Raw genomic sequence first — 24,664 nt, forward strand, 5'->3', positions numbered from 1 at the left:
AGAATGTCCAGCTTCTAAATAGTTGAGTGCTTTTTGCCTTAAATCTTTGGAGTATGCCATAATTTTTTTAAGTCAAACTATATCTTATATGCAAGTTTAAATTCAACTAACTATATATATTAAATATTTAAAATGAATCTCAATTTCAACTTTACAAACAAGCCCTGATTAAAGAATATACCCATTTTGCTGAAGAAAGTGCGTTGGAACAAAGTATTGAAGTATTCAAAATGTTCTTTATCAAAAAAATGCTAATCATCAACAAAAAGCAGACGCTTTAAAAGAACTTCCTTATGCAAACTTTTTAACATTTACTAAACAATTATTATAGCCAAAACTATATTCAGGCTCTTCTTTATGGAAATATTGAGGAAAATCCAAGCTAGAAGGCTTTGGGATTGCATGCGACCAACTTTATCAGGACAGCTATTTCCACCAAACCAACGTTTTGTTGAAAAAATTTTTGTTTTGCCTAAACAATCTTACCAAATTGATGTCCCGATTAAAAACCCCTCTAACGCAGCTTTACTTGCCATTAAAAATATTTTTTTTATTCAAAACAAAAGCTGCTCAACAAATTTTTTCTCAAGCAATCGGCAGTGATTTTTTTTGCAGCCTTGCGAACAAAACAACAAACCGGGTATTTAGTTTTTAATACAGCTGAAGAATTCAATCAACACCTCTTTACTCTTTTTGCTGTGCAATCCAATACGCATGATCCACAAAATTTGCTATTTTGATTTGAATTATTTTTAGAAGATTTCTTAACCGATATGGGAGAAAAAGCTTTAAATCAATCAAATTTTGAAAAAATTAAAAATGCATTGCTAGAAAAACTTAACTATCTTCCTCAAAATCTTCAAGATATGGGAAACCTTTTAAAGACATTGACATTTAAATATGAAGGTGACTTTGATAGGGTTACTAAGGGCATTCAAGGATTTAAAGAGCTCCATTACGAAGACTTTTTAGAAATTGTCATGCAATTAGTAGGAAAAGACAATAAAAGGCAACTAGCAATTTTAGTCAAAGGGACTTCGGCTCCTAAAAGTCTTTTATTTACATCGTTAAAAGAAAAAGAGCCCAAAGAAAAAAGCACTTATAACCATTTGGATTAAATATGGCTGATTCATGGCACTGGATATTTTTTAATGTATTCATTCTTCTACTTCTCGCTTTAGATCTTTATCATTTTTATTACAAACCCCATAGCATCAAATTTAAAGAGGCTGTTTTAACTTCTGTGGGTTGGGTAGCCATTGCTTTTTTGTTCAATGCTTGGCTTTATTACCATTTCGGCTCTGAAACAGCGATTAATTTTTTTACAGGATATTTATTAGAAAAATCCTTAAGTGTGGATAACCTCTTCATTTTCTTACTGATTTTTACACATTTTAAAGTACCTGATGATTGTAAACATCGTGTTCTTTTTTATGGAGTACTAGGAGCCATCTTAATGAGAGGCTTGCTAATTTGGGGAGGAGTTTCCCTAGTTCAACGATTTGATTGGACGTTCTATTTGTTTGGCTTGTTCCTTATTTATACCGGAATAAAAATGGGGCTCTCAAAAGAAATTAACCTCAAATTAGAAGAAAATCGCATCTACCTTTTTCTAAAAAAAATGATTGGAATGACTTCGGATTATCATACACAATCTTTTTTCGTAAAAATAGGTGGTAAGTGGATAGCAACTCCCCTTTTTCTAGTAGTCCTATTAATTGAATTTGCAGATTTAGTATTTGCCATCGATTCTATTCCTGCTATTCTAGGTATTACAACGGATCCCTTTATTGTTTATACTTCGAACGTCTTAGCTATTTTAGGTCTTCGTTCCCTCTTTTTTGTTTTAGAAGGTATGATGCAACGTTTTTATTTACTTCACTATGCCTTGGCTTTCATTTTGACTTTCATTGGTTTTAAAATGTTATTAGCAAATCTCTTTCATATCCCTACATTTATAGCCTTAGGAATTTTATTATTAGCTCTGCTATGTGCTGTGATAGGCTCTTTTTTATTTCCGATTTCGCAAGCAGAAAGCAAACAAAATGAAAAATAATTGTAAAAAGAAATGTCTTAAGAATAACTAATCAAGCTCAAGCAGATACGACAAGTAATCTTAAAAATTTATTTGCGAATTTATTTCTTACACTTAGAGAAAATATATAAACTTGTAATTTTGAAAAAATATTGAAATTAATTCAAACAAATATTAAAATATTAATTGAGTATTAATTTGGGGTTTTATATGAGTTTAGAACAAAAAATGGAAGAAAAATTTCATTCAACTCAAGTAAAAATGAAAGAAATTTCCGTAGGCATGGGAAAGTTAGAATCGGAGTATCAAAAGCTTTTGAAAGATTTGGGGCTTTCTAGTGAAGAAGTTCATGAATTCGCTTCTAATGCATCCAATTATTCCGCTCCTATATGGGAACAACTGCAAAATGAAAAAAAACAATTAGATGAAAAATTAAATCTAAATCTAAACAACGTAAGAGACCCTTTAAAAGTAAAAAAAGCTTTTTCGGATCACGCCACTATCCAATCTCACTGGATTTACGTCCGTTAATTTTTAAAACTTAAATCATAAAATTTGCTAATCTTGAAGGTTTGTACCTGGCTTAAATTAAGCTTAGCTATGCATTAAACGTATATTTTTAGCAATTTAAGCTCAAAATAAGTTAATTTTTTCTTCTCGTCTGACAGTTTATATCTTTAGTAATAATAACTGACAAAAGATCTCTGCATAATTTAAAACATGTGTTTTCTAAACCCATGCTTAATATGATATAAAAGGTCAAAATGAGCTTAATCAAATTATATTTTTGTGCAGTTGATATTTGTAAGTCCTCGGTAAAAGTGAGATAACCACCTAATTAAACATGACAGGACAAAGCGGGGGCCCAACCTGACTGCTTGATTACAGGAGGTGATGACAATTGTGATTTTATTTTATCAATGAATAAATCTAAGCTATTGCTTTAGAGTTACTGAAACGCTAGATTAATCCATGTAATATCCCAGTTACCTCATAAAATCTAGGCTTAAGCCATTGTAAAATCTTTATTGATAGAGAATTTGCTCATTTTAAATTTTAATATCCTTACTCTATTTAAAATATAGTTTACGGGAATATTATTCTTATTAATCAAAGGAACAAGTTTCTCCAAAAGAAATAAGCTGCAAAAATTAAACATCTTTCTTATCTTAGCCAAGCAGACAATTCATTAGAAGCTGAATAAATTCAGTATTTTCAACCACTTAAATTTTGAATCAGTAAGATTTTGCAAAGATAGCATCTAATGTTGCCTCTCGTCCTGTCAAAATGCAGCGCCCTTTTGTCCCACTTTGCTTCACAGGTAAGCAACGAATCGTGACTTTTAAATCGCTTAACATTTCTTCAGTGACCGGATCTCCACACCACTTTGCTAAAACAAAACCTCCATGAATTTCAGGTTTTTCTTCATTCTTAGGAGTAAAAAAAGCACGCATTTCTTCAAAAGTTTCTAAATGACGATAAATATGCTGATCTCTGTAAGTAGCTGCTTGAACGTAATAGTTACGTTGAATGTCTTCTAAAATTGCAGCAGCTTGCTGCACAATTTGATGTTTGGGCAACGATTGTTTATTTTTAGGAGACTGATCTCTTCTTGCTACCATCACTGCTTGCTCATTGACGTCTCTTGGCCCAACCTCTAAACGCAGAGGGACCCCTTTTTTAACCCACTCCCAATTTTTCTCTCCGCCTCGTTTATCTCTTTTATCAATATGAACGGTTAAAGGTTTGCCGTAAAAAATTTGTTTTCTCAATTCAGCCGCCAAATTTTCAGCATATTCGAGAACTTGAGCTTCTAATTCAGGTTTAGGGATGACTGGAACAATCACAATTTGTTTATGGGCAATACGGGGAGGAAGTCTCAATCCATCATCATCTCCATGACACATAATTAAACTTCCAATCAATCGCGTTGTCATTCCCCAAGATGTCGTATAAGCATATTCTAATTGCCCTTCCATATTACTAAAGCGAATATTAGAACCTTTAGCAAAATTTTGCCCTAGATAATGAGAAGTACAGGATTGTAAAGCCTTACGATCTTGCATCATGGCTTCTAAAGTGAAGGTATTTTCAGCGCCAGGAAATCTTTCTCCGGGAGACTTTTCTCCGACAATCACAGGAATAGCTAAGACATCTTCAACAAAAGAGCGATAGACTTCTAACATTGTCATTGTTTCTTGTAAGGCTTCTTCATGTGTTGCATGAGCAGTATGCCCTTCTTGCCATAGAAATTCTGTCGTCCTTAAAAAGATGCGTGGACGCATCTCCCATCGAACAACATTCGCCCATTGATTAATTAAAAGAGGTAAATCACGATAAGATTCTACCCAACGAGAAAAAGAATCTCCAATGATTGTTTCCGAGGTGGGCCTTACAATTAATGGCTCTTCTAAAGGACCTGCAGGGATTAAACGGCCGTCCTTTTCTTCTAAGCGATGGTGCGTCACAACGGCACATTCTTTAGCAAAACCTTCTATGTGCGCCGCTTCTTTTTCTAAAAAACTTAAGGGAATGAAAAGAGGAAAATAGGCATTCTCATGTCCAGTCTCTTTAATCCGATCGTCTAACTGCCGCTGAATGTTTTCCCATATTCCATAACCCCAAGGTTTGATCACCATACTGCCGCGCACAGGTGAATTTTCAGCGAGATCCGAGGCTTTAACGACTTGCTGATACCATTCTGGATAGTCATTTTCTCTTGTGGGTGTAATGGCAGTTTTATCTTTTGTACTTGTCATGGTTTTCTCATTATGCTTTTGATAAAAAACGCTAGTCTATAATATTTCTAAAAAATTAACATCCAAATTCAATTCTCGCTTAAAATTATGTTCGTCTTCTTTTACCAATTCTAGTCTGCAGAATATTTTAAGAATTAGCCTTGTCAATTATGGATATCTGTTATTAGATAAAGCTAGTTGAATGACTTCTTGTAATTGTTTTTCTAGATCCAAGTGACGGGAAAAAATTCGATGATCAATTTGAGTGACGGGACGTAGATGATTCAAGGAGTTGCTAATAAAAATAGTAGCTTCGTTCGGGATATCTTCTATGCCTCCTTTAAAAAAATGGATAGGAAACTTCAAATATTTGATAAGGTTAGTTAAAAAGATCCCTTGTAAATATGAAAGGCTGGGATCGGGGATATATAATTGACAATTCTTTATCCAAAATAAATTCGAAAAAGCAGTTTCTAACAAATAAGCTTCACAATTACAGACCACCGCATCGTCATATCCTTTTAAATTTGCATAATCATAAACATATAATCGATCAAGATAGGATAATGATTTTAAATGTGCTGTCGGTTTAACGATGGGACTGGGATATAAAGTTAGCCGACAAGGAGTAAATGGTTCCAATTTGTACGATTGTAAAGTTAATAATTGAATAGAGGATTGTCGTAAGGGAAGAGATAAATAACGTTCATCTCCCCCTGTAATCATCATTTTTAAACGCCAAATCCCTTTGTGAGCCAAATTTAACCTGATTAACTCTTCTATCCATTTAAAATCTAATCGAGGAAAAATGAGCCGTAATTGGTGGCATTGATGGACTAATCTTTCTAAATGAGATTGCCAAAACTCAACTTGCCCTTGCTCAACTCGCAAGGTTGTAAAAAGGCCATCTCCAAATAAAAATCCTCGATCTGTGATAGGGATACTTGCTTGATTTTCTGGCATTAATTGGCCATTTAGACAAACCCATTTATTGGCCATTAGCGGTACCAAAATCCAATTTACGCCTAACTGGTTTTTGGGGCTTGGCAACCAACTGCGTCCGACTAATGCGTGGCGTCTCTGCTGAATCGTCTATTTCTGATATTATTTGAGGCGTTGAATTTGGCCTAACGTGAGGAAATTTATTTAAAATCGTTTGAGAAGGACTTGGGGAAAGGCCAATACTATCATTTTTATTTTGAGTCACAAAAACCAATTGCTTGACAAGTAAACTAATTCCCAAAGAGGCTACCCAAGCACAACTTGTTCCGTGAACAACTGCATTAAATGCTGGAGGTAAAATGGGTTTAAAATAATTATAACAATAAAGCGCCACGAATGCTAATATGGCTCCTCTAGCAATGATTTCTATCGTTTCCCAATAGTGCCTTTCCGCTTGTGCAAAGTGAGCACTGAATTGTAAGGTCGTTAATCCCCATAAAATAGAATCCAATTGTTTAAGTCTGCTTGAAATTTCCATTTATGACCTTATTTATATACATACAAATTAAATTCTTTACTTCAAACAATCTAAAAATTTGTTGAATCTTACTATTTGATTAAATTGATAAACAAATTTTATTTTTCTGCATTTTAAATACAAAGACTTAAATGCATTTAAGTCTTTAGTACTCGAAATAATGAGTCACCCTTAAAAAGAGTTTCTGCATATTCATTAATTGGATCAGAATCGATAACAATTCCACCCCCCACTTGGAAGCTAATGTAATTGTCTTTAAATACCAAAGTTCGAATCGCAATATTCAAATCAAAATCTCCTTTTCCTGTCATATATCCCATCGAACCCGTATAAATACCCCGTGATCGATTTTCTAATTTTTGTATACATTCCATCGCTTTCAATTTGGGACAACCGGTAATAGAGCCACCTGGAAATGCGCTACGGATAATTTCTAAAGATTTTAGATGCTTTAAAGCGATAGAACGAATAATTGAAATCAAGTGATATACGTTCGTATAGGCCTCACAACGCCACAAATCAACCGTTTTAACACTGCCAATTTCACTGATTTTACCTAAATCATTGCGCATTAAATCTGTAATCATTAACAGCTCAGCTTTTTCTTTTTCAGATGAGAGTAATCTTTCTTTGAACAATTGATCTTCTTCAAAATACCCACCTCTTTGTATTGTTCCTTTAATTGGGCGCGTTTCTAATAGCCTTTCCTTTTTTTGCAAAAATCTTTCAGGAGAGCTTGATACAATTGTATAATGATCTGCTTTCAAATAAGCGGAAAAGGGAGCGGGATTGATTTCTATTAATTGACGAAAGACGTCAAAAGGTCGCAGGACACCTTCAAATGTAAATTCTTGGGATAAATTAATTTGGTAAACATGTCCCGAAAAAATCCACTCTTTTGCCTCATCAATCATCTTTAAATAAGTAAGTTGACGATTTGAAAGAGAAAAGTTTTTTAATTGAGCTTCTGTTTTTTGTGAAGTTCGAGAAAAAAAATTAAAGCCATTACTTTCCCACCAATTTTTATCAGAAAGTTTTTCAACCCAATGTTGATGTAAAGGATTTAGTGTTTGGCCAGTAAAATCGGCTATTTTAAGGATAGCCTGTTGGTTAGAATGGTTGTAGATAATTGTAATTGCGCATTTTTGCCACATGGCATCAGGTGTCCATTCATGAGATTGGCAACATAATTGTACATCAGGATCTGAGGAAAATCCCATTTCATAACCGAAAAATCCAAAAGCGTAGTTTTCAGAGTTATTTTCTAACGAGTCAAAAAAAATTTTTTGAAGAGCTTCCCAAGGATTTTTTATCTCTTGCTGGAAGATCTGTTGCTTTGTTTTATGGATCACTTGCCGATCTTTTGCAATCACAATTTCAATCGGAAAAAGAGATAAAAAAGAATGCTCAGAGGAGTCAAATTCGCCTCCAGAAAAAAGCAAGCAAGTTCCTTCAAACTCCGCAAAAAAATCTGCAACTGCTAATAATAGATCTTTTTGAAAAAATGAAGGTAAGATAAAAGAATTAAGCATCTTATACCAATTGCAAAAGTAGCGGTATAAATTCAATATTCACCCAAAGCATAAAATAGCGATGAGTGAATAAATTCTAAAAAAATTTACGCGTCGTTTTGATGAGAAATTATTCGTTTTCTAATTCTTCTGGAATTTTCATATTGTGATAAACAGCGTCGACATCTTCAAGCTCTTCTAACCACTCGATCAACGCCAAGTTATCTTTAGCAGTTTCTACACTACATTCCACATAAGTTCTGGGAATCATTTCAAGCTCGGCTTCTTCGCAAGCAAATCCTAAGTGGTTAATAGCATCTTTCACACTATATAAATGGGATGGATCTGTAGTAATAATAAAAACATCATTATCTACTTCGAAATCTTCTGCACCAGCTTCGGTAGCAGCTAGAAACAACTCCTCTTCAATGGCATTTTTCTTACTAATTTGTAAAATCCCTTTACGATCAAAATTAAATGTGACAGCACCTGGAGTAGCTACCGTCCCTCCACGCTTATTCGTCGCTATACGCATGTCAGAAGAAATCCGATTTTTATTGTCTGTCATTACATCGACTACAATTCCGACTCCCCCATGCCCATATAATTCATAAGTCATTTCATGATAATCTTCTTGATCAGCACTAGATGCTTTTTTAATATTTCGATCAATATTTTCATTGGGCATATTGGCATCGCGCGCTTTTTGCAAGGCTAGCCTAAGACGAGGGTTATTTTTTTGGTCTGCTCCTCCTAATTTAACTGCACTAATAATTTCTTTCGCAATTCGAGAAAAAATTTTTCCCTTTTTTGCATCCGCTTTACCTTTACGATGCTTAATGTTTGCCCATTTACTATGACCTGCCATGAAAGAACCTTATACGATTTAAGAATTTATCTTTGAGAATTATATACAAGAATAAGATGAATTAAATAAATAATTCTGATTATCTTTAATCCATTGCTGAGCCATTTTATAATGCTTAAATTGCTTTTCTCTCTCTTTAAATGCTTTACTATGAATATGTTTTTGCCCTTTTTCATCGACGTAGGTGGGACACACATAATGTAACATTTCATGGTAAACAACAAAAGATACAAAGTAATAAGGAAAGTAATTGTTATCTAGCATCCGATTAATTTTAATCAGCTTTAAAGGGTCGTGAAATAACCCAAAAGTAATGCGATTAGGTCGATGTTTTTTTTTCTTAGATTTTCCAAACCAGGTAATATGTAATTCTAATGCATTATTGAAGTATTCTTCATTTAATTGAGCATAGATACTTTCCAAATCATGCACAGAACCCTTTACTTGGAGTTTACTCAAATCTAGTTCGTGAGAGTAATCTAGCTTTTGTAAATTATCCTCAATATAAGCTTTAATGCTGGGAGCAATTTTTTTATGCTCTCCTTTGAGATAACAACCTAGTGCTTGCATGACATTTAAAGGAGCTTGTAAGAACATGCGATGAAGAGAAACTTTTGCGCAGTCAGGCTCCCATTTAACGCTTAACATCGTTGAACGATTATCATTGATTTTCAACTGTAATTTCATACCGGCACTATTTTCAAGCTTTTGCTGAAAAGTTTGCGTTAATTGAGGATCGTTTATCATTATTTATATAAATCTCTCCATAAAAACGCGTCCACCATATCCTTCGTTTTCTTTAATCCAATTATTTTGCTCCCCAAAAATTTTAAAGCCAAAACGCTCATAGAGACTAATAGCTGCTTGGTTCCCTTTATAAACTTGAAGATGAAGCAACTCGATTTTGAATTTCTCTTTTGCTAAATGAATAATACTATTCATCAAATAGGTACCGATTCCCTGTCGATGAAAATCACGTGCCAAAATAATCCCGAATTCACACTGGTGGGCTAATCTGCGATAAGGCTGAAGATAAAGAGTTGCGATTCCGCAAGGAATGCCATCTTTAAGAATCGTTAAACTACATTTATAACGATAAAAAACAATCCATCGCATGACAGCATCATCAATTTCTAATTCATCATCCATAGGAAACCAACGCCGAATTTCTGGATCCATTAACCATTCTTTAAGGTACTTAGCATCTCCAGATTCCGTATAGCGCACTTCAATCCCACTAGGAATCGCCTTTGAACTATTCATCAGCCAAACTCCTTTAAATAAGCGTTAACAAATTCATCTAATTCACCATCCATCACGGCTTGTATGTTACCACTTTCAGCTTTCGTCCTTGTGTCTTTAACAAGCGTATAAGGTTGAAAAACATAATTGCGGATTTGGCTACCCCAAGCGTTTTCTTTTTTTTCCCCTTTTAGAGTATTAAGGGTTTTTTCACGCTCTAAAACTTCCATTTCATATAACTTTGAACGAAGCATCTGATAACAAGCTTCTTTATTTTGTACTTGACTTCGTTGAGTTTGACAAGAAACAACAATTCCTGTAGGGATGTGAGTTAAACGTACAGCAGAATCTGTTTTGTTTACGTGCTGCCCTCCAGCTCCTGAAGATCTAAAAGTATCCACTCTCACATCCTCAGGTTTAATTTCAACTTGAATATCGGTAGTTATTTCTGGGGAAACATCCACTGATGCAAAACTGGTATGCCTCTTAGCATTACTGTCGAAAGGGGAAATGCGCACTAAACGATGTACGCCTTTTTCAGCTTTGCTATAACCATAAGCATAAGAGCCTTGAAAACGCAGAGTAATACTTTTTAAACCAACCACGTCTCCATCGACAAAATCGATAATTTCAATTTTCCATCCCTTCTTAGCCGCCCAGCGTTGGTACATCCTCGACAACATCTGAGCCCAATCACAAGCTTCTGTTCCCCCAGCTCCTGAATTAATCGTCAAATAGCAATCTTTGTTATCCATTTCTCCAGATAACATTCGCTGAACTTCTAAATCTCCCAGCACTTTCTCAATAGAATCTAAATCTCTTAAAAGTTCTTCAATAAAAGATTCTTCATTTAATTCATAGGCTTCAGGAAGTAACTCTTTGCAATTTTCAAATTTTGTTTTAAGTTCCTGATAAGGGACAGTCCAAGCTCGCAAATCGCGGCATTCATTAATAATTAATTGCGCTTGTTCAGAATTATTCCAAAACGAGCTTTCTCCCATTAATGTCTCTAATTCTTTTACCCTAGCTTCCTTCGCAGCCAAGTCAAAGATACCTCCACATGTGAAGAAGACGCTCTTCGATTCCTTTTACCTTCAATTCAGCTTCATTATTCATCTCTACCTCATTTGGAAAAACATTTATCTAGCCAATTAATTTTATTATTCAGTCCCATTAAATTTAAATGATTTTTTATTTTAGTGGTAATAATTAGCATTAACCATTTATAATTCATTAACAGACAAAACATTATAATTTAAATTAAAAATAAATTCATTATTTATTCACTCCCAAAGAAAAAACTTTTGAAAATATTTTCTTCAGAATTGTGGGATTAAAGATCTTGCTTTGTTTATTATTTGTTAGTAAAATTAATGAATAAAGAATTTTTTTATTCTAACAACAAGCACAATTTTTAAAATCTATTAGTATGTATAAAGGAATCGTTCTTGTACTAAGCGCCTGTTTATTATGGGGGCTTATTTTTGTGATTCCAGATTTATTGATTAGTTTTACACCTCTTGAAGTTGCTTTGGGCCGTTATTTTTGTTTTGGTTTTATTTCTTTTATTATCATGCTTTGTCAAGGAATCAACAAATGGCTTGCCATTCCAAAAATGATTTGGATACAAGCTCTAATTTATGCTTTAGTGGTTAATATTTTTTATTATTTTTCACTGATCCTGGGTTCAAGATATTCAAACGCTTCCACAATCACTCTTCTTTTAAGTTTAAGTCCTATCACGCTAGCGCTTTACGGAAACTGGCACCATCAAGAATGCTCTTTTAAACAATTAATTTTGCCAAGTTTGATTGTTATTGTAGGACTTGTTTTAGTCAATTACTCTGCCATTAATAACTTATGCACAACTTCTTGCCATACCTATTTATTCGGTCTCAGTTGCGGAATTTTTTCGCTATTTTCATGGAATTGGTACGTTTTATCCAACGCAAAATTCCTCAAACAGCACCCAGAAATTCCACCCAGTGATTGGGCAACACTCCTTGGGCTAGCAACTCTATTTTGGGTACTGCTTATCATCTCTTTTTCTTTGATTGTCATAGAAAAAAAATCTCTAAACAAATTTTTTGTCTTTGATCGCCCTCTTCAAGAATTTTTAATAGGAAGTTGTATTTTAGGATTTTTTTGTTCCTGGATTGGCGCTTATTTATGGAATAAAGGGAGTCAGGAAATTCCCATGACATTAGCTGGTCAACTAACCATTTTTGAAACAATTTTTGGCTTGATTTATGTCTATTCCTTTCATCGCCGCTTTCCAACTGTTTGGGAAGGAGTGGGAATGATTATTCTCTTATGGGGAACTTTTTTCACTTTGCAAACATTTAAGAAAGGGCAACTAATAGCTCCTACTCATTGAGGCAATTTGGACAATTCCTGAATTGGTTTATTTAATTTAATCTATCCATTAAAAATTTTTAATTTGTCGTTTCAAAGTAAGATTTATCATTTCTGGATTTTCAAATTCTTCAAAAACCGCGATATTTTTTATAACTTTACAAATGCATTTTAACGAGCTATGAATAAAAAGTTTATTGGCCACAACACCCCCATTGTAATTCTAAATTTTTATGAAATTCGATTTCATTACCAAGTCTCGTCCGGTAGTGAGTAAAATTACAAAATTCCATGAGTTGAATTTATTTATTCGAGGCAATCTGATTTAAAATTGTTAAGCAGTAAAAATATGTGAAAGGTTCGAATAAATATCCTTTGTTGTTTTGTGTAGATCCTTAAAATAACTAACCAACTTTATTATCTAAAAATATCTCTTTAACAACTTTCCTAGATTAAATATTTGCAAAATACATTCCTTGACTAAGCAATTCTATTTGCAAAACAGTAGATCTGGAACAAGATTTGATCATCCGTAATTTTTATCAAACCCTAAAAAATTTAAGCTTTCAACTTGATTGAGAGCCTTTCCATCACTTTAGTCAGTAAATTAAGCGAGTAAGATGGCATTGCTTGAATTAAATTCACTTTTTACTCGAATTGTATTTTTTTATTCAGCGAGTTTAGGAAAAAATCACAACGATTCTATTTTCAAAAAATTAAGGAGATTGTAAAAATTTTTTAGTTAAAATTCTGAATTTTGGATTCATACGTAAATTTGAGCATCGTAGATACTTTTTTGTAGGGAGATAAATATCCTTCGTTTAGAGTAAAAAGGCAGCGCAAGCAATCATTTGTTTATTAGCCTGTTTTTTTGTTTTTTCCAAAATTCAGGTTCACAGGAGAATTATCAGTTATGCCACAAGCGACTTTGCCTAAAACATTCCCGGCCTTTTTTTGGTTTTTTTTAAAAAAGCAATGGAAATGGCTTCTATTTGCACAAATATTCAGTTTCGCATGGTCACTTGACCATACGTTGTGGCCTTACGTTATCATGACATTAATCGATACAATTACTAATTTTGCTGGACCACAAGCTGAAGTATGGCACGCTCTAGCGAAACCCATTATTATGGGTATTTCCTTGTGGTTAGGCGTTGAAATTTCTTTCCGTTTAGCTGGCTTTATAATCGCTTACATTGTTCCTAAAATTGAAGCTGATATTAGAATGAGTATGTTCCAATATGTGATGCATCATTCTCATCAATATTTCAGTAGCCATATGGCTGGTTCTATCGCAAATAAAATTGCTGACTTGCCGCAAAGTTTAACTAGACTTCTCACACTGATTGTCCAACTCTTTTTACCTGCTTGCTTAGCTCTAATGATATCAACAACTATGTTTGCATTTATCAACCCATTCTTTGCCCTCATTTTAATTAGTTGGGTGATTATTCATATGGGAATCTGCCTTGCCTTCTCTAAAAAATGTGATGATTATTCAAACACTCATGCAGAATCTCGAACACTTCTTTCAGGAAAAATTATTGATAGCTTATCGAATAATGCGAATATTCGTTTATTTTCAAGAAGCCAATTCGAAGCTAGTTATTTGTCTTTTTTCCAAGAAGATGAGTTAAACAAACATTGGCGATCTTTGTTTTATATGGAGAAAATGAAAATTGCTTTAGGCATTGCTTGTTTTTTGGGTGCTTGCATCGCACTCAACTGGTACATGCTATACAGTTGGCAACAAGGCGAACTCTCCGCAGGTGAAGTTGTTTTCATTTTTAATACAACATGGAACATTACTATCATGGCTTGGTTAGCTGGTTTAGAACTCCCACAAGTTTTTAAAGAAATTGGTATTTGCAAACAAGCTTTAACAGTTATTCAAGATACTCATGATATTATAGATAACCCTCTTGCTGAGCAGCTTACCATCCATCAAGGAAAAATTATCTTCGATAATGTGACATTTCGTTACCAAAAGCAACAAAGCCTCTTTCAAAACATGAATATTACGATCGAAGCTGGCCAAAAGGTAGGTCTTGTTGGATTTTCAGGATCGGGTAAAACAACCTTTATCAATCTCATTCTAAGAAATTACGATATTGAAAGCGGACGTATACTCATCGATAATCAAGACATTTCTAAAGTCACTCAAGCTTCACTTAGGGAGCAAATCTCAATTATTCCACAAGACCCTACTCTTTTTCATCGCTCATTAATAGATAATATTCGTTATGCAAGACCAGATGCAACAGATGAAGAGGTCATTGAAGCTTCTAAACAAGCTCATTGCCATGAATTTATTTTGAAGCTTCCCGATAAATATCAGACACTCGTCGGAGAAAGAGGCTCAAAATTATCTGGGGGTCAACGCCAAAGAATTGCAATTGCTCGCGCGATTTTAAAAAATGCTCCTATTTTAATTTTAGACGAAGCCACTTCAGCTTTAGATTCTGTCACAGAAAGAAACATTCAAGAAGGACTAGAATTTTTAATGAAGGATCACACAAGTCTTGTGATTGCTCATCGCTTATCAACATTGTCGGGTATGGATCGTATCCTAGTTTTTAAAGAAGGAAAAATTATTGAAGATGGCACCCACGAAGAGCTTATTCAAGCGAACCAACATTACGCGAATATGTGGGAGATGCAAGTAGGAGGCTTCTTAATAGACAATTACGATGAGCTAGAAGATGAAGAAAGTGAAATAGATTCGTCAGTTTATTAATAACTTGGACAATTGTTCAGGTTATTAAAACCCGTTCTAAATCCTTCAAACCTTCTATAGTTTCAATTTCGATGGATAAACAAATTAATTGATCTGTCATTCTTAATGTTTTCCTCTTTTTAAGGAATGAACACATGTGTCATTGAAGTGAAATATTCAATTAAACTTTCCACTAAGCAAGTAATCGATAACGTTTTAACATAGCTATAATCTCTTCTAATAAACCTTTTAATTGAATAAAAATTCCTTCGTCCAAAGCCTCTCATTTGTTTTCCTTGGCAAAATGGTTATGAAAAAGACACTCTCAAAAAGAGTCATTTTTTTAATAAAAAATTCAAGTAAGGTTCTTTCTTGTTCATTCAAGGAGGTTTATATGGTTGCTCTAAAAGCTGGAACAAAAGTGCCTTCCTTAACTCCTTACAGGGCCTAATTACTTACTACCTCTTTATGAATTTGTAGAAAACTTCTTAAATTTTTGCCCTTTATCCTCCCTAATTGAAGCCCTGCTCTGCAGCAATCAATTAACGTTATATAATGGAAGTTATAGAGAAATTTGTTCCCATTTAGCCTTTTTCCACAAAAAAAATTAGGTTTTCCATTATTGTCAGATTTTGAGCCAAAAAAGGGATGTTTAAGGCACATAGAGTATTTCGAAATAAAAAAGGAGTATCTAAGAAAGCTCTTTTTGTCATCAATGGAAAAGGAATTATTCTCTGAAGCGACGTTTCTCCAATCGATATTAACCCTAGAAACTGAGGAAATTTTAAAATCTTTAAAAAAAATTGTCTATCAAAGGAGATCATTGATGCCTCAATTATCTACACCCATTTCTGAAAAAGATCATATTTTAGGCAATCTAAATGCACCTGTAGTATTGGTAGAATACGGGGATTATCAGTGCAAAACATGCGCCTTAACTCATCCCATTGTCAAGCAACTCTTAAAAGAAATGCGCGGACAATTATGTTTTGCATTTCGCCATTTCCCACTTAAAAACTCTCATCCATTAGCATTTATTGCTTCTCAAGCGGCAGAAGCGGCAGCATTGCAAAATAAATTTTGGCAGATGCATGAATGTCTTTATCATCATCACCATGCTTTAATTTTAGAAGCTTTTCCAAGTTATGCCGAAGAAATTCAATTGAATATCACATTGTTTAATGAAAACTTACAAAATCCTTCTCTCATTTCTTGTATTGAAGAAAATTTTTGTAGCGGTTTAGATAGTGGTGTTAATGGAACACCTTGTTTTTTTATCAATAAAGAACGTTATGATGGGGATCGATCTTATGATACTTTATTGTCCGCTCTAAAAAACGCTGTCAACTGATATAAATCGATGAGGATTTACTTTCAATTTTTAGAAAGCCAACATGTGCCATTAATTTATGCTTGGTTTCAAACCCCGCATATTAAAAAATGGTACGGATCGGAACAAGAATGGACAATTGAAGCAATTGGAAAAAAATATAACCCTCATCGACTACAAGCCAATAAAATTGCTGCCTTCATCATTTATTACAAACAAATTCCAATAGGTTATATCCAAAAGTATTCTGTTAGCGATTATCCCTGGGAAGAGCTTGATTTGTCTAAACTTGCTTCTAAATTAGCAGGAATAGATCTATTTATTGGAAACCCCGCCTACCTTTATCAAGGTTTCGGGCAGCTTATTTTAGAACAATTTTTAACCCAACAGGTTCAACCTTACTTTCAAGAATGTTTAGTGGATCCTCGTTATGATAATTATGCTGCTATTCGCTGTTATGAAAAAGTCGGTTTTGAATTTTATCAAACTGTACTTTGTGGCCGGGAAGCACTTTACATAATGAAAAAAAATTTAACGCATCATTTGGTAGGGACAACAAAGAGTTAAATATAAGTAACTCAATCACCTACACCTACAATTGCCCCAGAATATCTGGTGGCAATCATAGATTTTATTCAAATTAATGAAGAAGTTCTTGAATTTCTTTTTTAAGCTTTTCTTTTATAATAGGATCTTGCAAATTTCCTTGAGAATCAAACGCTTGATGAGCATTTGACAAAGCCACTTGTTCAGACACAACTTTTCCCCCTACACCTTCAATCACTGCACGCAAATGATCAAGAGCATGTGAACCCCCACTAGGTGATGGAGAAGCACTCAAAATAGCAAATTTCTTACCGGCAAAAGCATCACGAGATGGCTTCCCTTGTTCGTTTCGTGTTACCCAGTCAATGGCGTTTTTTAGAACACCGGATAAAGAACCATTATATTCTGGAGTTGAAATAATAATTGCCTGGCTTTCCATCATCAGCTGACGCAATTTTTTAGCATTTTCTGGTAAACCTTTCGCGTTTTCTAAATCTCCATCATAAAATGGAATAGAATAATCGCGAAGATCAATGATTTGAACCTTCGCTCCCATTTCTTCGGCTATTTTAGCCGCTTGGTGCACGAACTTTTTATTCAGAGAATCTATTTGCGTGCTTCCCGAGAATGCCAGAACTTTCAATTCTGCTGCTAAAGGACTAGTTAAAACTAAACCTATGCATAACATCCATTTTAACATGACTCACCTCGATTTAAATATTTTATATTTTAGACATAGCAATTTACAGAGAATTAAAATAATGTCACATTAAAAATTTACTTAATATGATTTTTTTACCTATTAATTTACTTTTATGCTTTGATAAAAACTTTTATTGATTTCTTGAATGCTCAATGCTTAGATGGGTGACAAAAGCAATCTATTGTGTGATCATTAACCAATCCACAAGCTTGCATATGAGCATACATGATTGTTGCTCCAACAAATTTAAAGCCCCTTTTTTTCAAATCTTTACTAAGAGCTAAAGATTCTTTTGTTTCCGCAGGTACCTGCCTAATCGTTTCCCATTGATTCTGGATGGGTTTTCCGTTTACAAATTGCCAAATATAGGTATTAAAGCTTCCAAATTCTTCTTGTACCTTTAAAAAGTATTTCGCGTTTGCAATTGTTGACTCAATTTTTAATCGATTACGAATAATGCCCGGATGCAAAAGTAACTCATTTTTTTTCTGCTCATCGTAGGTGGCAACGATATGAGGATCGAAAGAGGCGAAGGCTTGCCGATAATTTTCACGTCGTTGAAGAACCGTCTGCCAACTTAATCCTGCTTGAGCTCCTTCTAAAATTAAAAATTCAAAGTGTTTATGATCATCATGAACCGGAATTCCCCATTCTTCGTCATGATAAGCAACATACAAAGGGTTGTTTAATTGCACCCAATCACAGCGTTTAAGCATATAAAAGACCTGATTAAAAATTAAGATGTGGAATAAAAATAACGAAGAAAACTCTTCCTGTCAATCTAGGGTTAAAACATACTTATAAGTTAATTTAGTTCCCATATTTAAATTAAATAAATTTATCCCTTAATTTATTCTTTCAATCCTTGAAATAGATTTTTAATTAGTTAAACTTAATAGATTCGAATAAATTTATTCGAATCATTGAGTAAGAATTTAATAATAGACGTATTTTAACCTAGGCAAATTTTTCAAAGTTTATGAATAATTTTACGTTCAAATCATAAAAAATGTATTGTTTTTTGTTTGCCAATGATACTCTCTACAATGTTTTGAAATTTAATGCTCTCTTTGATGCAAGATCTGATAAATGTAGCATTCATATCGTTTGTAGTTATCGTTTCCTCTTTTTTTCTTGCCTTGAAGTTACAAGAAAACGCATTTTCCATTGAATCTTTACATAGAAATTTCATAGGTTACATAAAAATTTTCCTTAGGCATGTAGTCCTCTTCCTTTTTAAAATCTGATATATTTTAACTTTTTTAAAACTATCGTTGCGTAAAATAATTTAATTTTTTAAGTTCCAAAATTTACAAATAACACATTTTGTAAACTAAAACTTTTTTAATTTATTATAAGCAACCTATAGCGCTCAATAAATTTTAAAAAAAAGAATTAACTTAGGATGAGCTTGAACATTTATTGAAATCTATCCATTAATGGCAAATGTTAGGATCGTTGCTACCTAAAGGTAGAGATGCGAAACAAAGAATATCCCTATGCGCCATAAAAAAATTTGTCATACCGCTTTTTGGATATCCATATCTTTGGTTAACTTTTATAGTATTTTTTTAAATTTTAAATTGATTGAGTTATTTTTTTTGATAGTATCTTTTCAACGTGAATTTTTGTTAAACCAAAGGATAGCCACCAAGTCATGCAAAGTACTCATCCTATCTCGCCCCAACCTTTTAGTGAACAACCAGCAATATTCCGATATTTAGCTAGTCTTGATGCGATTACAGTAGCGATTACAGAGAACAAATACCCTAAAGCTATCGAAAATTTTAACGTTTTCATGGCCTATTTGCCATCTCATATTGAAAGAGAAGTGCTGAAAAAGGCTTTTGAGTGCCTCTTCACACTTATTCCTATTATTGAGGCACCTCAAGAGATAGAAGAAAGCATACGTCTCTTGCTCAATTTAGCGGTAGATCCGTGTTTTGCAGAAGATCAACAGCGATTAGCTAGCGAACTGGCCAAGTGGCACTACAAAAAAGGAAAACAAGAAAAGCAAGAGGATAGACAATTTAAATATTTCATGGATGCCATTCACTATGTAGGAAAGGCTCAGATCATTTCAGAGACTTCCGCAGACCTTCAACGCTTAGCTTCGCGCCTTTTTAAAGTTGCTTTAACTTCCCTCGCCGTTTTTAAGCAACGCTTAGAACTAGCAGTGGGGAAAAACGATAGCCAGCAAGTGATACAACTCGTCACCAATCTTGAAACGCGCTTTGAACCGATCTGCTGCGAGGGTGAAAAGCATGCTTTGATTAAATTATTCTATAAACAAGTGCGTACAGTTGTTTCGCATACGTTAAGGACACGGGGGCTAGAACGAATAGAGTCAAGTGGGCTACGTAACCTAGATGAAACAATGCGCCATTACTTAACAAGTGACCCTCTTCCCGCTGATTGTTTTATCACAACTACATATCGAGAGAAATTAAAGTCTTATCGCGAAAATTTTCGCGCGTTGTATCAGACAATCGACCTGCAAAAATTTACGATTGAAGAGGTACGTGCTTTTAAAAAAAAAGTTTCGACGGACTTGATTAAGTTATTGCATGCTTTAATTGATGATGCCATTGCCATTTTAGGAGATCCTCCGTGTTCGTACGATTTGCGAGCAATGGGATCTCTAGCCAAAGAAGAGATCTGTCCCTACTCCGATTTAGAATGGTGCATTCTCATTGAAAAGATAGAGCATCGATCCTACTTTGTAAAATTAGCTCGCCTGTTAGAACTACAAATAATAGGCTTAGGAGAAGATCCCGCAAAAGGATTACCCGTTTTTACTTGCATTGGGGTTAAACACCGCTCCGGTTTGCATATCGACTCCGGCGGCAACCCAGCCATCGACATTGATCTTATCAACACACCCGATGGATTGGCTCAGATGCAAAAAATGGAAGAATATCCTTCTAATTCGCATAGTAATACGTTGCGCAAGACCATTTCCTTTCACCAAAATGGCCTAGAACTCTGTGACAGTTATCAAAAGAAAATGAGCGCTTATCTCGATAAAAAGTTGCCACAAACAAAAGAAATCAGACGCAAGAGCCAGGCTTTGCAGCTGCTGACAGATCGACTAGAGACATATGAAGAGATGTGGCATGATCCTTTTCAAGGCCAGGTCATTGATCTAAAAAAACATTACTCGGAGCTGCTCAATCATTTTTTAAATGATTTATCGCTTTATTTTGACATTGAAGGATCCAATACACTCGATCTTATCGACAATCTCGTGAAAGAGAAATACCTTACATCTGAAAGTGGCTTCTTATTGCAAGAAGCGGTCGCAGCCGTTTATCTAAAAAGAGTGGGTCTCCATTTTAAGCATAAAGAACAAAAAGAAGAGGTTAGCCTAGAAGAGCTGGGTAGTGAAAGAGAGATCTTTGAAAAGGTTTATTGGCTTGTGCTGCGCCCTCTTTACCGCAAATTAAAGCATGGCATCTCTAAACTGGACTCCGATTTTCAATATATTGACCTTTTTCAAGGAACGTATTATGACGAGGAGTTGCAACCTGGTGAAGTAGAAAATCTCAAACCCTGGATGACGCATTTCGTGCATCATCTCGTTTCCAGGCAACGAGCTAACGCGCTTGATCCGGATCAGGCTTGGCTTTGGCATGAAGCTTACTACCAAAGACTGTCACACATGACCTTTGCAGAACCTTTAAGAGAAATCTATCTTAATGTTTTGAATAGCTATCCGGAAGAGGGAAACTTGGCTGCCTTAAGCGCCCATCTGGCCTCTATCCCCAATCCCAATGGGGTTAGGCAAAGCCAGCGCTTAGAAGAAGAACAATTTCAACAAGCAATTCTCACCATGACGACTGGCCAACCGGATCCAGACAATCCCTTCCAAGTCAAGATCCGCTGCCCGGCAGTGCCACATGCTCGGTATCTCAACCAGGCCATGTGTGAACAAATCTTAGAAGTAACGGGCAATCTCAAACGACAATACAAAAATAGCGCTCACCCCGTGGCGAGTGCCTCCTATGGCGGCTACCAGCTGCACTTTAAACAAAAACCAACCCATCCTTTGCTGGAATATGCTATCCATGCGCTGACGGCACGCATTGCGGGGCACTTAAGCCCTCCGACGCAGCTAGCCCGCTTCGAGGTCGACATCAAAGGAAAAAAACGGATCTATCCCGTCTTAATTTCCAAAACCATTCAGGGGCAAACGTTAGAAAACGCCAACCAGCTAGATGTCAAGCAACTGACCTGGGCTTGTCTGTGCGCCTTATTGACCCGTCCAGGCGATGGGCGGTTTCCCAACTACGTCGTTGAAGAAGGGACACGACGCATTTTCTGCGTCGATAATGATATTTCTTTTGTCGAAGCTGTCATTCACTATTATTTCGGACATAAAGTGCAGTTTTCTTCCGCTCTTTTTTGCCTGGATGCTAAATACCATTTAGACCCTGAAGTGTTAGAGGCTTTTATTCATTTGAAGCCCAACCTCATCCTCAATAGTTGGCTCGAGGATTTAATCCAAAAAGATGAAAGCTACCGCACTCTTCAGCTCTTTACCCCAGAAGAGGAAAAACGTTTATATGAGGAAGATTTGGAAGATCGCTTTAAGGGAACGCTTCTTTTGCGCAGCGGCACAGTGACAAATGTACTCGTGCAATTTTACCATCTGCAAGACGGCTTGCGTCAAGCCTTAAAAGCAAAGAAGAACCTCACCCCTCTCGATCTTTTATCCTATCTCGTCTCCTTACGGGGCAGTCAAATGCAAACCTTGGACCGCTGGGTATATCCCAAATATAAACAAGCCGTCGCGAGCAGTTTAACGCCCAAACAAAGATTACAAAACGCCATCGACCGCCAAGTAGACATTTCTCTCACTTCCGCCCAAGCCGACGCAGCCAGCTTTGGCAAGCCCCCGACGTTTGAAGAAATTCAACAGCGCGAAGAATACTCTCCCGAAAAAGCCCAAAGCGAGCTTTTTGCGTTTACCTTAAATCGATGCGCTTCCTATGTTCTGTTTGGCGAAAACCAAGAAGAAGAGTGGATTGAAGCTGATTTTAAAGAGATGGTCAAAAGGAAAATACCTGATCGCGTCAAAGGGAAAGCACCTGATCGCGAAAGGCAACGTCTTGTGTTAAATGCCTTAATCTTTTTAATGAAAAATAAAAATTTTAAACCGCACAAGGTGACGTTGATGAACTGTGCTGTTTTAGATCATGCCACGTTAAAACCTTTTTTGCATAAGGACCTTACCTATTTAAATGTAAGTGGCTGCCCACTCATTAAAGAAGAGGCCATTCAGGAAATCGAAAAGCGCTCCCCTAACCTTAAACAACTTTATTTAAACCGTTGCGCGCAGCTGCGCGCGTTTGAAAAACCACGCTTTCCCCTTGCACCAACCTATTTGCAGTTTGCCAAATTAGAAGAATTACAACTTAAGAGGTGTGTAGCACTTGCCTCGATTTATTTAGATGCTCCTCTTTTGCATACTCTAAAAGCCGATAAAAATCCCCATTTAAAAACGCTTTTTTTCAAAACAAGTACCCCATATCTCAAAGGAAGCTTTACAAGTTGTCCGGCTTTAAATTTAGAGACGGCCACAAAAGAAGGAGTGGGGAGAATTTTAAAAAAAATAAAAAATCCAAAAATTGACCCCACACTATTAATTCGAATTTATATGAATGATCCTAAGCTCAACTGGCTTGACTTTTTTGACATGGGAATAAGCGATAAGGAAGCGGAAGTTATTGCTAATGGACTTGCTTACAATACTACCCTTAAGATACTCAGCCTTTGTGATAATCAAATAAGCGATAAGGGATTGCGAGCTTTTGTTCGGATTCTTGCTTCTAATACTACTCTTAAAGAACTCAACCTTAGTGCTAACAAAATAAACTGTGAAGGAGCAGTGGATTTTGCTCTCGCTCTTGCTTCTAATACTGCTCTTGAATCACTCATCTTTAGGTTTAACAAAATAGGATACGAAGGAGCAGTGAATTTTGCTCAGGCTCTTGCTTCCAATACTACCCTTAAGTTTCTAAACCTTGAATATAACGAAATAAGCAATAAGGGAGCAAAAGTAATTGCTCAAGCTCTTACTTCTAATACCGCTCTTAAGAAGCTTGACCTTAGTAGTAACCAAATAAGCGATAAGGGAGCACAAGCTCTTGCTCCCGTTCTTGCTTCTAACCCTGCCCTTGAATTAATTCACATTGGAAATAACCAAATAAGCGATAAGGGAGCAAAAGTAATTGCTCAAGCTCTTGCTTCCAATACTACTCTTAAAATAATCTATCTTAACAGTAATAAAATAAGCGATGAGGGATCGGTAGCCTTTGCTCAGGTTCTTGCTTCCAATACGGCTCTTAGAGAACTCCATCTCAACAATAACCGAATAAGCGATAAGGGAGCAGAAGTAATTGCTCAAGCTCTTGCTTCTAATACCGCTCTTAAGAAGCTTGACCTTAGTAGTAACCAAATAAGCGATAAGGGAGCAGAGGTAATTGCTCAGACTCTTGCTTCCAATACAGCTCTTATGGAACTTTCTCTTAACGAAAACCAAATCAGTGATAAAGGCATGGAAGCCCTTGCTCGCGCTCTTCCTTTCAATACGGCTCTGAAGACACTCTTTCTTAATGGTAACCAAATCAGCAATAAAGGAATAAAAGTTCTTGCTAAGGTTCTTGCTTCCAATACAGTTCTTATGGGACTCTCTCTTAACGGAAACCAAATCAGTGATAAAGGCATGGAAGCGCTTGCTCAGACTCTTGCTTCCAATACAGTTCTTATGGGACTCTCTCTTAACGGAAACCAAATCAGTGATAAAGGCATGGAAGCGCTTGCTCAGACTCTTGCTTCCAATACAGCTCTTATGGAACTTTCTCTTAACGGAAACCAAATCAGTGATAAAGGCATGGAAGCCCTTGCGCGCGCTCTTGCTTCCAATACTACTCTTAATACACTCTTTCTTAATGGTAACCAAACCAGCGATAAAGGAATAAAAGTTCTTGCTAAGGTTCTTGCTTCTAATACCGCTCTTAAGAGGTTCTGGTGTAACTTTAATTTAATTCAGAATAGTATATACATGACGTAGTAAATCTGCCAGCTGAAGAAGAAGTTAAGCCGCTATTTGGTTTTAGAAGATTTGAAGCTCAATTT

21 protein-coding genes are annotated in these 24,664 nt (G+C 35.5%); 10 read left to right on the forward strand and 11 right to left on the reverse strand.

Annotated features, from left to right (window positions below):
* Window positions 1-60 (reverse strand): IS630 transposase-related protein (locus tag TY19_RS26740; protein ID WP_226988465.1); only part of this gene is annotated, 60 nt, incomplete at its 3' end.
* Between the two features lie 297 nt (window positions 61-357).
* Between TY19_RS26740 and TY19_RS03900 the strand changes: the two genes are divergently transcribed.
* The 5 genes from TY19_RS03900 to TY19_RS03915 all read left to right on the forward strand — a co-directional run bounded on the left by TY19_RS03900 (window position 358) and on the right by TY19_RS03915 (window position 2,566).
* On the forward strand, window positions 358-603 hold the full coding sequence (locus tag TY19_RS03900; RefSeq protein WP_042280412.1) for a hypothetical protein: 246 nt from the start codon (window positions 358-360) through the stop codon (window positions 601-603).
* The gene (locus tag TY19_RS26745) at window positions 600-740 is read left to right on the forward strand and encodes a hypothetical protein (RefSeq protein ID WP_445082244.1); all 141 of its coding nucleotides are present in this window, start codon (window positions 600-602) and stop codon (window positions 738-740) included. Before TY19_RS03900 ends, TY19_RS26745 begins: the two co-directional genes overlap by 4 nt.
* A 33-nt stretch (window positions 741-773) precedes the next feature.
* Window positions 774-1,118 (forward strand): hypothetical protein, encoded by a 345-nt coding sequence (locus TY19_RS03905; protein ID WP_042280414.1) that lies wholly within the window; start codon window positions 774-776, stop codon window positions 1,116-1,118.
* Between the two features lie 2 nt (window positions 1,119-1,120).
* Window positions 1,121-2,056 (forward strand): TerC/Alx family metal homeostasis membrane protein, encoded by a 936-nt coding sequence (locus TY19_RS03910; protein ID WP_042280416.1) that lies wholly within the window; start codon window positions 1,121-1,123, stop codon window positions 2,054-2,056.
* A 189-nt stretch (window positions 2,057-2,245) separates the two neighbouring features.
* Window positions 2,246-2,566: a hypothetical protein gene (locus TY19_RS03915; protein WP_042280418.1), complete on the forward strand. Its 321-nt coding sequence runs from the start codon at window positions 2,246-2,248 to the stop codon at window positions 2,564-2,566.
* 704 nt (window positions 2,567-3,270) lie between these two features.
* Here the strand turns inward: TY19_RS03915 and proS are convergent.
* The 8 genes from proS to prfB all read right to left on the reverse strand — a co-directional run bounded on the left by proS (window position 3,271) and on the right by prfB (window position 10,990).
* Window positions 3,271-4,794, reverse strand: a complete 1,524-nt coding sequence (gene proS, locus TY19_RS03920) for a proline--tRNA ligase (RefSeq protein ID WP_042280420.1) — start codon at window positions 4,792-4,794, stop codon at window positions 3,271-3,273.
* Between the two features lie 147 nt (window positions 4,795-4,941).
* Entirely contained in the window at window positions 4,942-5,772 is an 831-nt protein-coding gene (locus TY19_RS03925; protein ID WP_052354763.1) for an aminotransferase class IV, read from the reverse strand.
* A complete protein-coding gene (locus tag TY19_RS03930) occupies window positions 5,762-6,253 on the reverse strand; it encodes a hypothetical protein (RefSeq protein WP_042280422.1) in 492 nt (163 codons plus the stop codon). Before TY19_RS03930 ends, TY19_RS03925 begins: the two co-directional genes overlap by 11 nt.
* 137 nt (window positions 6,254-6,390) lie before the next feature.
* Window positions 6,391-7,785: an anthranilate synthase component I family protein gene (locus TY19_RS03935; RefSeq protein ID WP_042280424.1), complete on the reverse strand. Its 1,395-nt coding sequence runs from the start codon at window positions 7,783-7,785 to the stop codon at window positions 6,391-6,393.
* Window positions 7,786-7,894: 109 nt separating this feature from the next.
* Entirely contained in the window at window positions 7,895-8,632 is a 738-nt protein-coding gene (locus tag TY19_RS03940) for a YebC/PmpR family DNA-binding transcriptional regulator (protein ID WP_039359666.1), read from the reverse strand.
* Between the two features lie 39 nt (window positions 8,633-8,671).
* Window positions 8,672-9,379: a hypothetical protein gene (locus TY19_RS03945; protein ID WP_042280428.1), complete on the reverse strand. Its 708-nt coding sequence runs from the start codon at window positions 9,377-9,379 to the stop codon at window positions 8,672-8,674.
* A gap of 3 nt (window positions 9,380-9,382) precedes the next feature.
* Window positions 9,383-9,895: a GNAT family N-acetyltransferase gene (locus TY19_RS03950; protein WP_042280430.1), complete on the reverse strand. Its 513-nt coding sequence runs from the start codon at window positions 9,893-9,895 to the stop codon at window positions 9,383-9,385.
* Window positions 9,895-10,990, reverse strand: a protein-coding gene (gene prfB / locus TY19_RS03955) for a peptide chain release factor 2 (RefSeq protein ID WP_226988479.1) whose coding sequence is annotated in 2 segments (ribosomal slippage) — window positions 9,895-10,920 and window positions 10,922-10,990 — 1,095 coding nt in all. Because the reading frame shifts where the segments join, the coding sequence is not laid out codon by codon here. The genes TY19_RS03950 and prfB overlap by 1 nt, the downstream gene beginning before the upstream one ends.
* A 313-nt stretch (window positions 10,991-11,303) precedes the next feature.
* On the opposite strand from prfB, the gene TY19_RS03960 reads away from it, so the two are divergent.
* The 4 genes from TY19_RS03960 (at window position 11,304) to TY19_RS03980 (ending at window position 16,842) form a co-directional block, all read left to right on the forward strand.
* Window positions 11,304-12,251 (forward strand): DMT family transporter, encoded by a 948-nt coding sequence (locus tag TY19_RS03960; RefSeq protein WP_042280434.1) that lies wholly within the window; start codon window positions 11,304-11,306, stop codon window positions 12,249-12,251.
* A gap of 891 nt (window positions 12,252-13,142) precedes the next feature.
* Window positions 13,143-14,966 (forward strand): ABC transporter ATP-binding protein, encoded by a 1,824-nt coding sequence (locus TY19_RS03965; protein WP_042280436.1) that lies wholly within the window; start codon window positions 13,143-13,145, stop codon window positions 14,964-14,966.
* A gap of 805 nt (window positions 14,967-15,771) precedes the next feature.
* Window positions 15,772-16,296 (forward strand): DsbA family protein, encoded by a 525-nt coding sequence (locus TY19_RS03975; RefSeq protein WP_042280440.1) that lies wholly within the window; start codon window positions 15,772-15,774, stop codon window positions 16,294-16,296.
* Between the two features lie 45 nt (window positions 16,297-16,341).
* Window positions 16,342-16,842, forward strand: coding sequence for a GNAT family N-acetyltransferase (locus TY19_RS03980; RefSeq protein ID WP_158383126.1), 501 nt, complete (start codon window positions 16,342-16,344; stop codon window positions 16,840-16,842).
* A gap of 73 nt (window positions 16,843-16,915) precedes the next feature.
* On the opposite strand, the gene TY19_RS03985 is transcribed toward TY19_RS03980, so the two are convergent.
* A complete protein-coding gene (locus tag TY19_RS03985) occupies window positions 16,916-17,521 on the reverse strand; it encodes an NADPH-dependent FMN reductase (protein ID WP_052354764.1) in 606 nt (201 codons plus the stop codon).
* 152 nt (window positions 17,522-17,673) lie between these two features.
* Window positions 17,674-18,240 carry a DNA-3-methyladenine glycosylase I gene (locus tag TY19_RS03990; protein ID WP_042280443.1) on the reverse strand — a complete coding sequence of 189 codons (567 nt, stop codon included), beginning with the start codon at window positions 18,238-18,240 and terminating at the stop codon, window positions 17,674-17,676.
* A gap of 941 nt (window positions 18,241-19,181) precedes the next feature.
* Between TY19_RS03990 and TY19_RS04000 the strand changes: the two genes are divergently transcribed.
* Window positions 19,182-24,599, forward strand: a complete 5,418-nt coding sequence (locus TY19_RS04000) for a hypothetical protein (protein ID WP_042280445.1) — start codon at window positions 19,182-19,184, stop codon at window positions 24,597-24,599.
* Window positions 24,600-24,664 lie beyond the last annotated feature (65 nt).

Origin of the sequence: Candidatus Protochlamydia sp. R18 (assembly GCF_000648255.1) — a bacterium.
GTDB lineage: Bacteria > Chlamydiota > Chlamydiia > Chlamydiales > Parachlamydiaceae > Protochlamydia > Protochlamydia amoebophila.

Excerpts from the sequence above, each read along its gene's own strand:
- TY19_RS03945 (WP_042280428.1), bottom strand. The coding sequence starts at position 9,379 with ATGATAAACGATCCTCAATTAACGCAAACTTTTCAGCAAAAGCTTGAA.
- TY19_RS03965 (WP_042280436.1), top strand. The coding sequence starts at position 13,143 with ATGCCACAAGCGACTTTGCCTAAAACATTCCCGGCCTTTTTTTGGTTT.
- TY19_RS03940 (WP_039359666.1), bottom strand. The coding sequence starts at position 8,632 with ATGGCAGGTCATAGTAAATGGGCAAACATTAAGCATCGTAAAGGTAAA.
- TY19_RS04000 (WP_042280445.1), top strand. The coding sequence starts at position 19,182 with ATGCAAAGTACTCATCCTATCTCGCCCCAACCTTTTAGTGAACAACCA.
- TY19_RS03915 (WP_042280418.1), top strand. The coding sequence starts at position 2,246 with ATGAGTTTAGAACAAAAAATGGAAGAAAAATTTCATTCAACTCAAGTA.
- TY19_RS03990 (WP_042280443.1), bottom strand. The coding sequence starts at position 18,240 with ATGCTTAAACGCTGTGATTGGGTGCAATTAAACAACCCTTTGTATGTT.
- TY19_RS03975 (WP_042280440.1), top strand. The coding sequence starts at position 15,772 with ATGCCTCAATTATCTACACCCATTTCTGAAAAAGATCATATTTTAGGC.
- TY19_RS03905 (WP_042280414.1), top strand. The coding sequence starts at position 774 with ATGGGAGAAAAAGCTTTAAATCAATCAAATTTTGAAAAAATTAAAAAT.
- TY19_RS03900 (WP_042280412.1), top strand. The coding sequence starts at position 358 with ATGGAAATATTGAGGAAAATCCAAGCTAGAAGGCTTTGGGATTGCATG.
- TY19_RS03935 (WP_042280424.1), bottom strand. The coding sequence starts at position 7,785 with ATGCTTAATTCTTTTATCTTACCTTCATTTTTTCAAAAAGATCTATTA.
- proS (WP_042280420.1), bottom strand. The coding sequence starts at position 4,794 with ATGACAAGTACAAAAGATAAAACTGCCATTACACCCACAAGAGAAAAT.
- TY19_RS03930 (WP_042280422.1), bottom strand. The coding sequence starts at position 6,253 with ATGGAAATTTCAAGCAGACTTAAACAATTGGATTCTATTTTATGGGGA.
- TY19_RS03910 (WP_042280416.1), top strand. The coding sequence starts at position 1,121 with ATGGCTGATTCATGGCACTGGATATTTTTTAATGTATTCATTCTTCTA.
- TY19_RS03985 (WP_052354764.1), bottom strand. The coding sequence starts at position 17,521 with ATGTTAAAATGGATGTTATGCATAGGTTTAGTTTTAACTAGTCCTTTA.
- TY19_RS03950 (WP_042280430.1), bottom strand. The coding sequence starts at position 9,895 with ATGAATAGTTCAAAGGCGATTCCTAGTGGGATTGAAGTGCGCTATACG.
- TY19_RS03925 (WP_052354763.1), bottom strand. The coding sequence starts at position 5,772 with ATGGCCAATAAATGGGTTTGTCTAAATGGCCAATTAATGCCAGAAAAT.
- TY19_RS03960 (WP_042280434.1), top strand. The coding sequence starts at position 11,304 with ATGTATAAAGGAATCGTTCTTGTACTAAGCGCCTGTTTATTATGGGGG.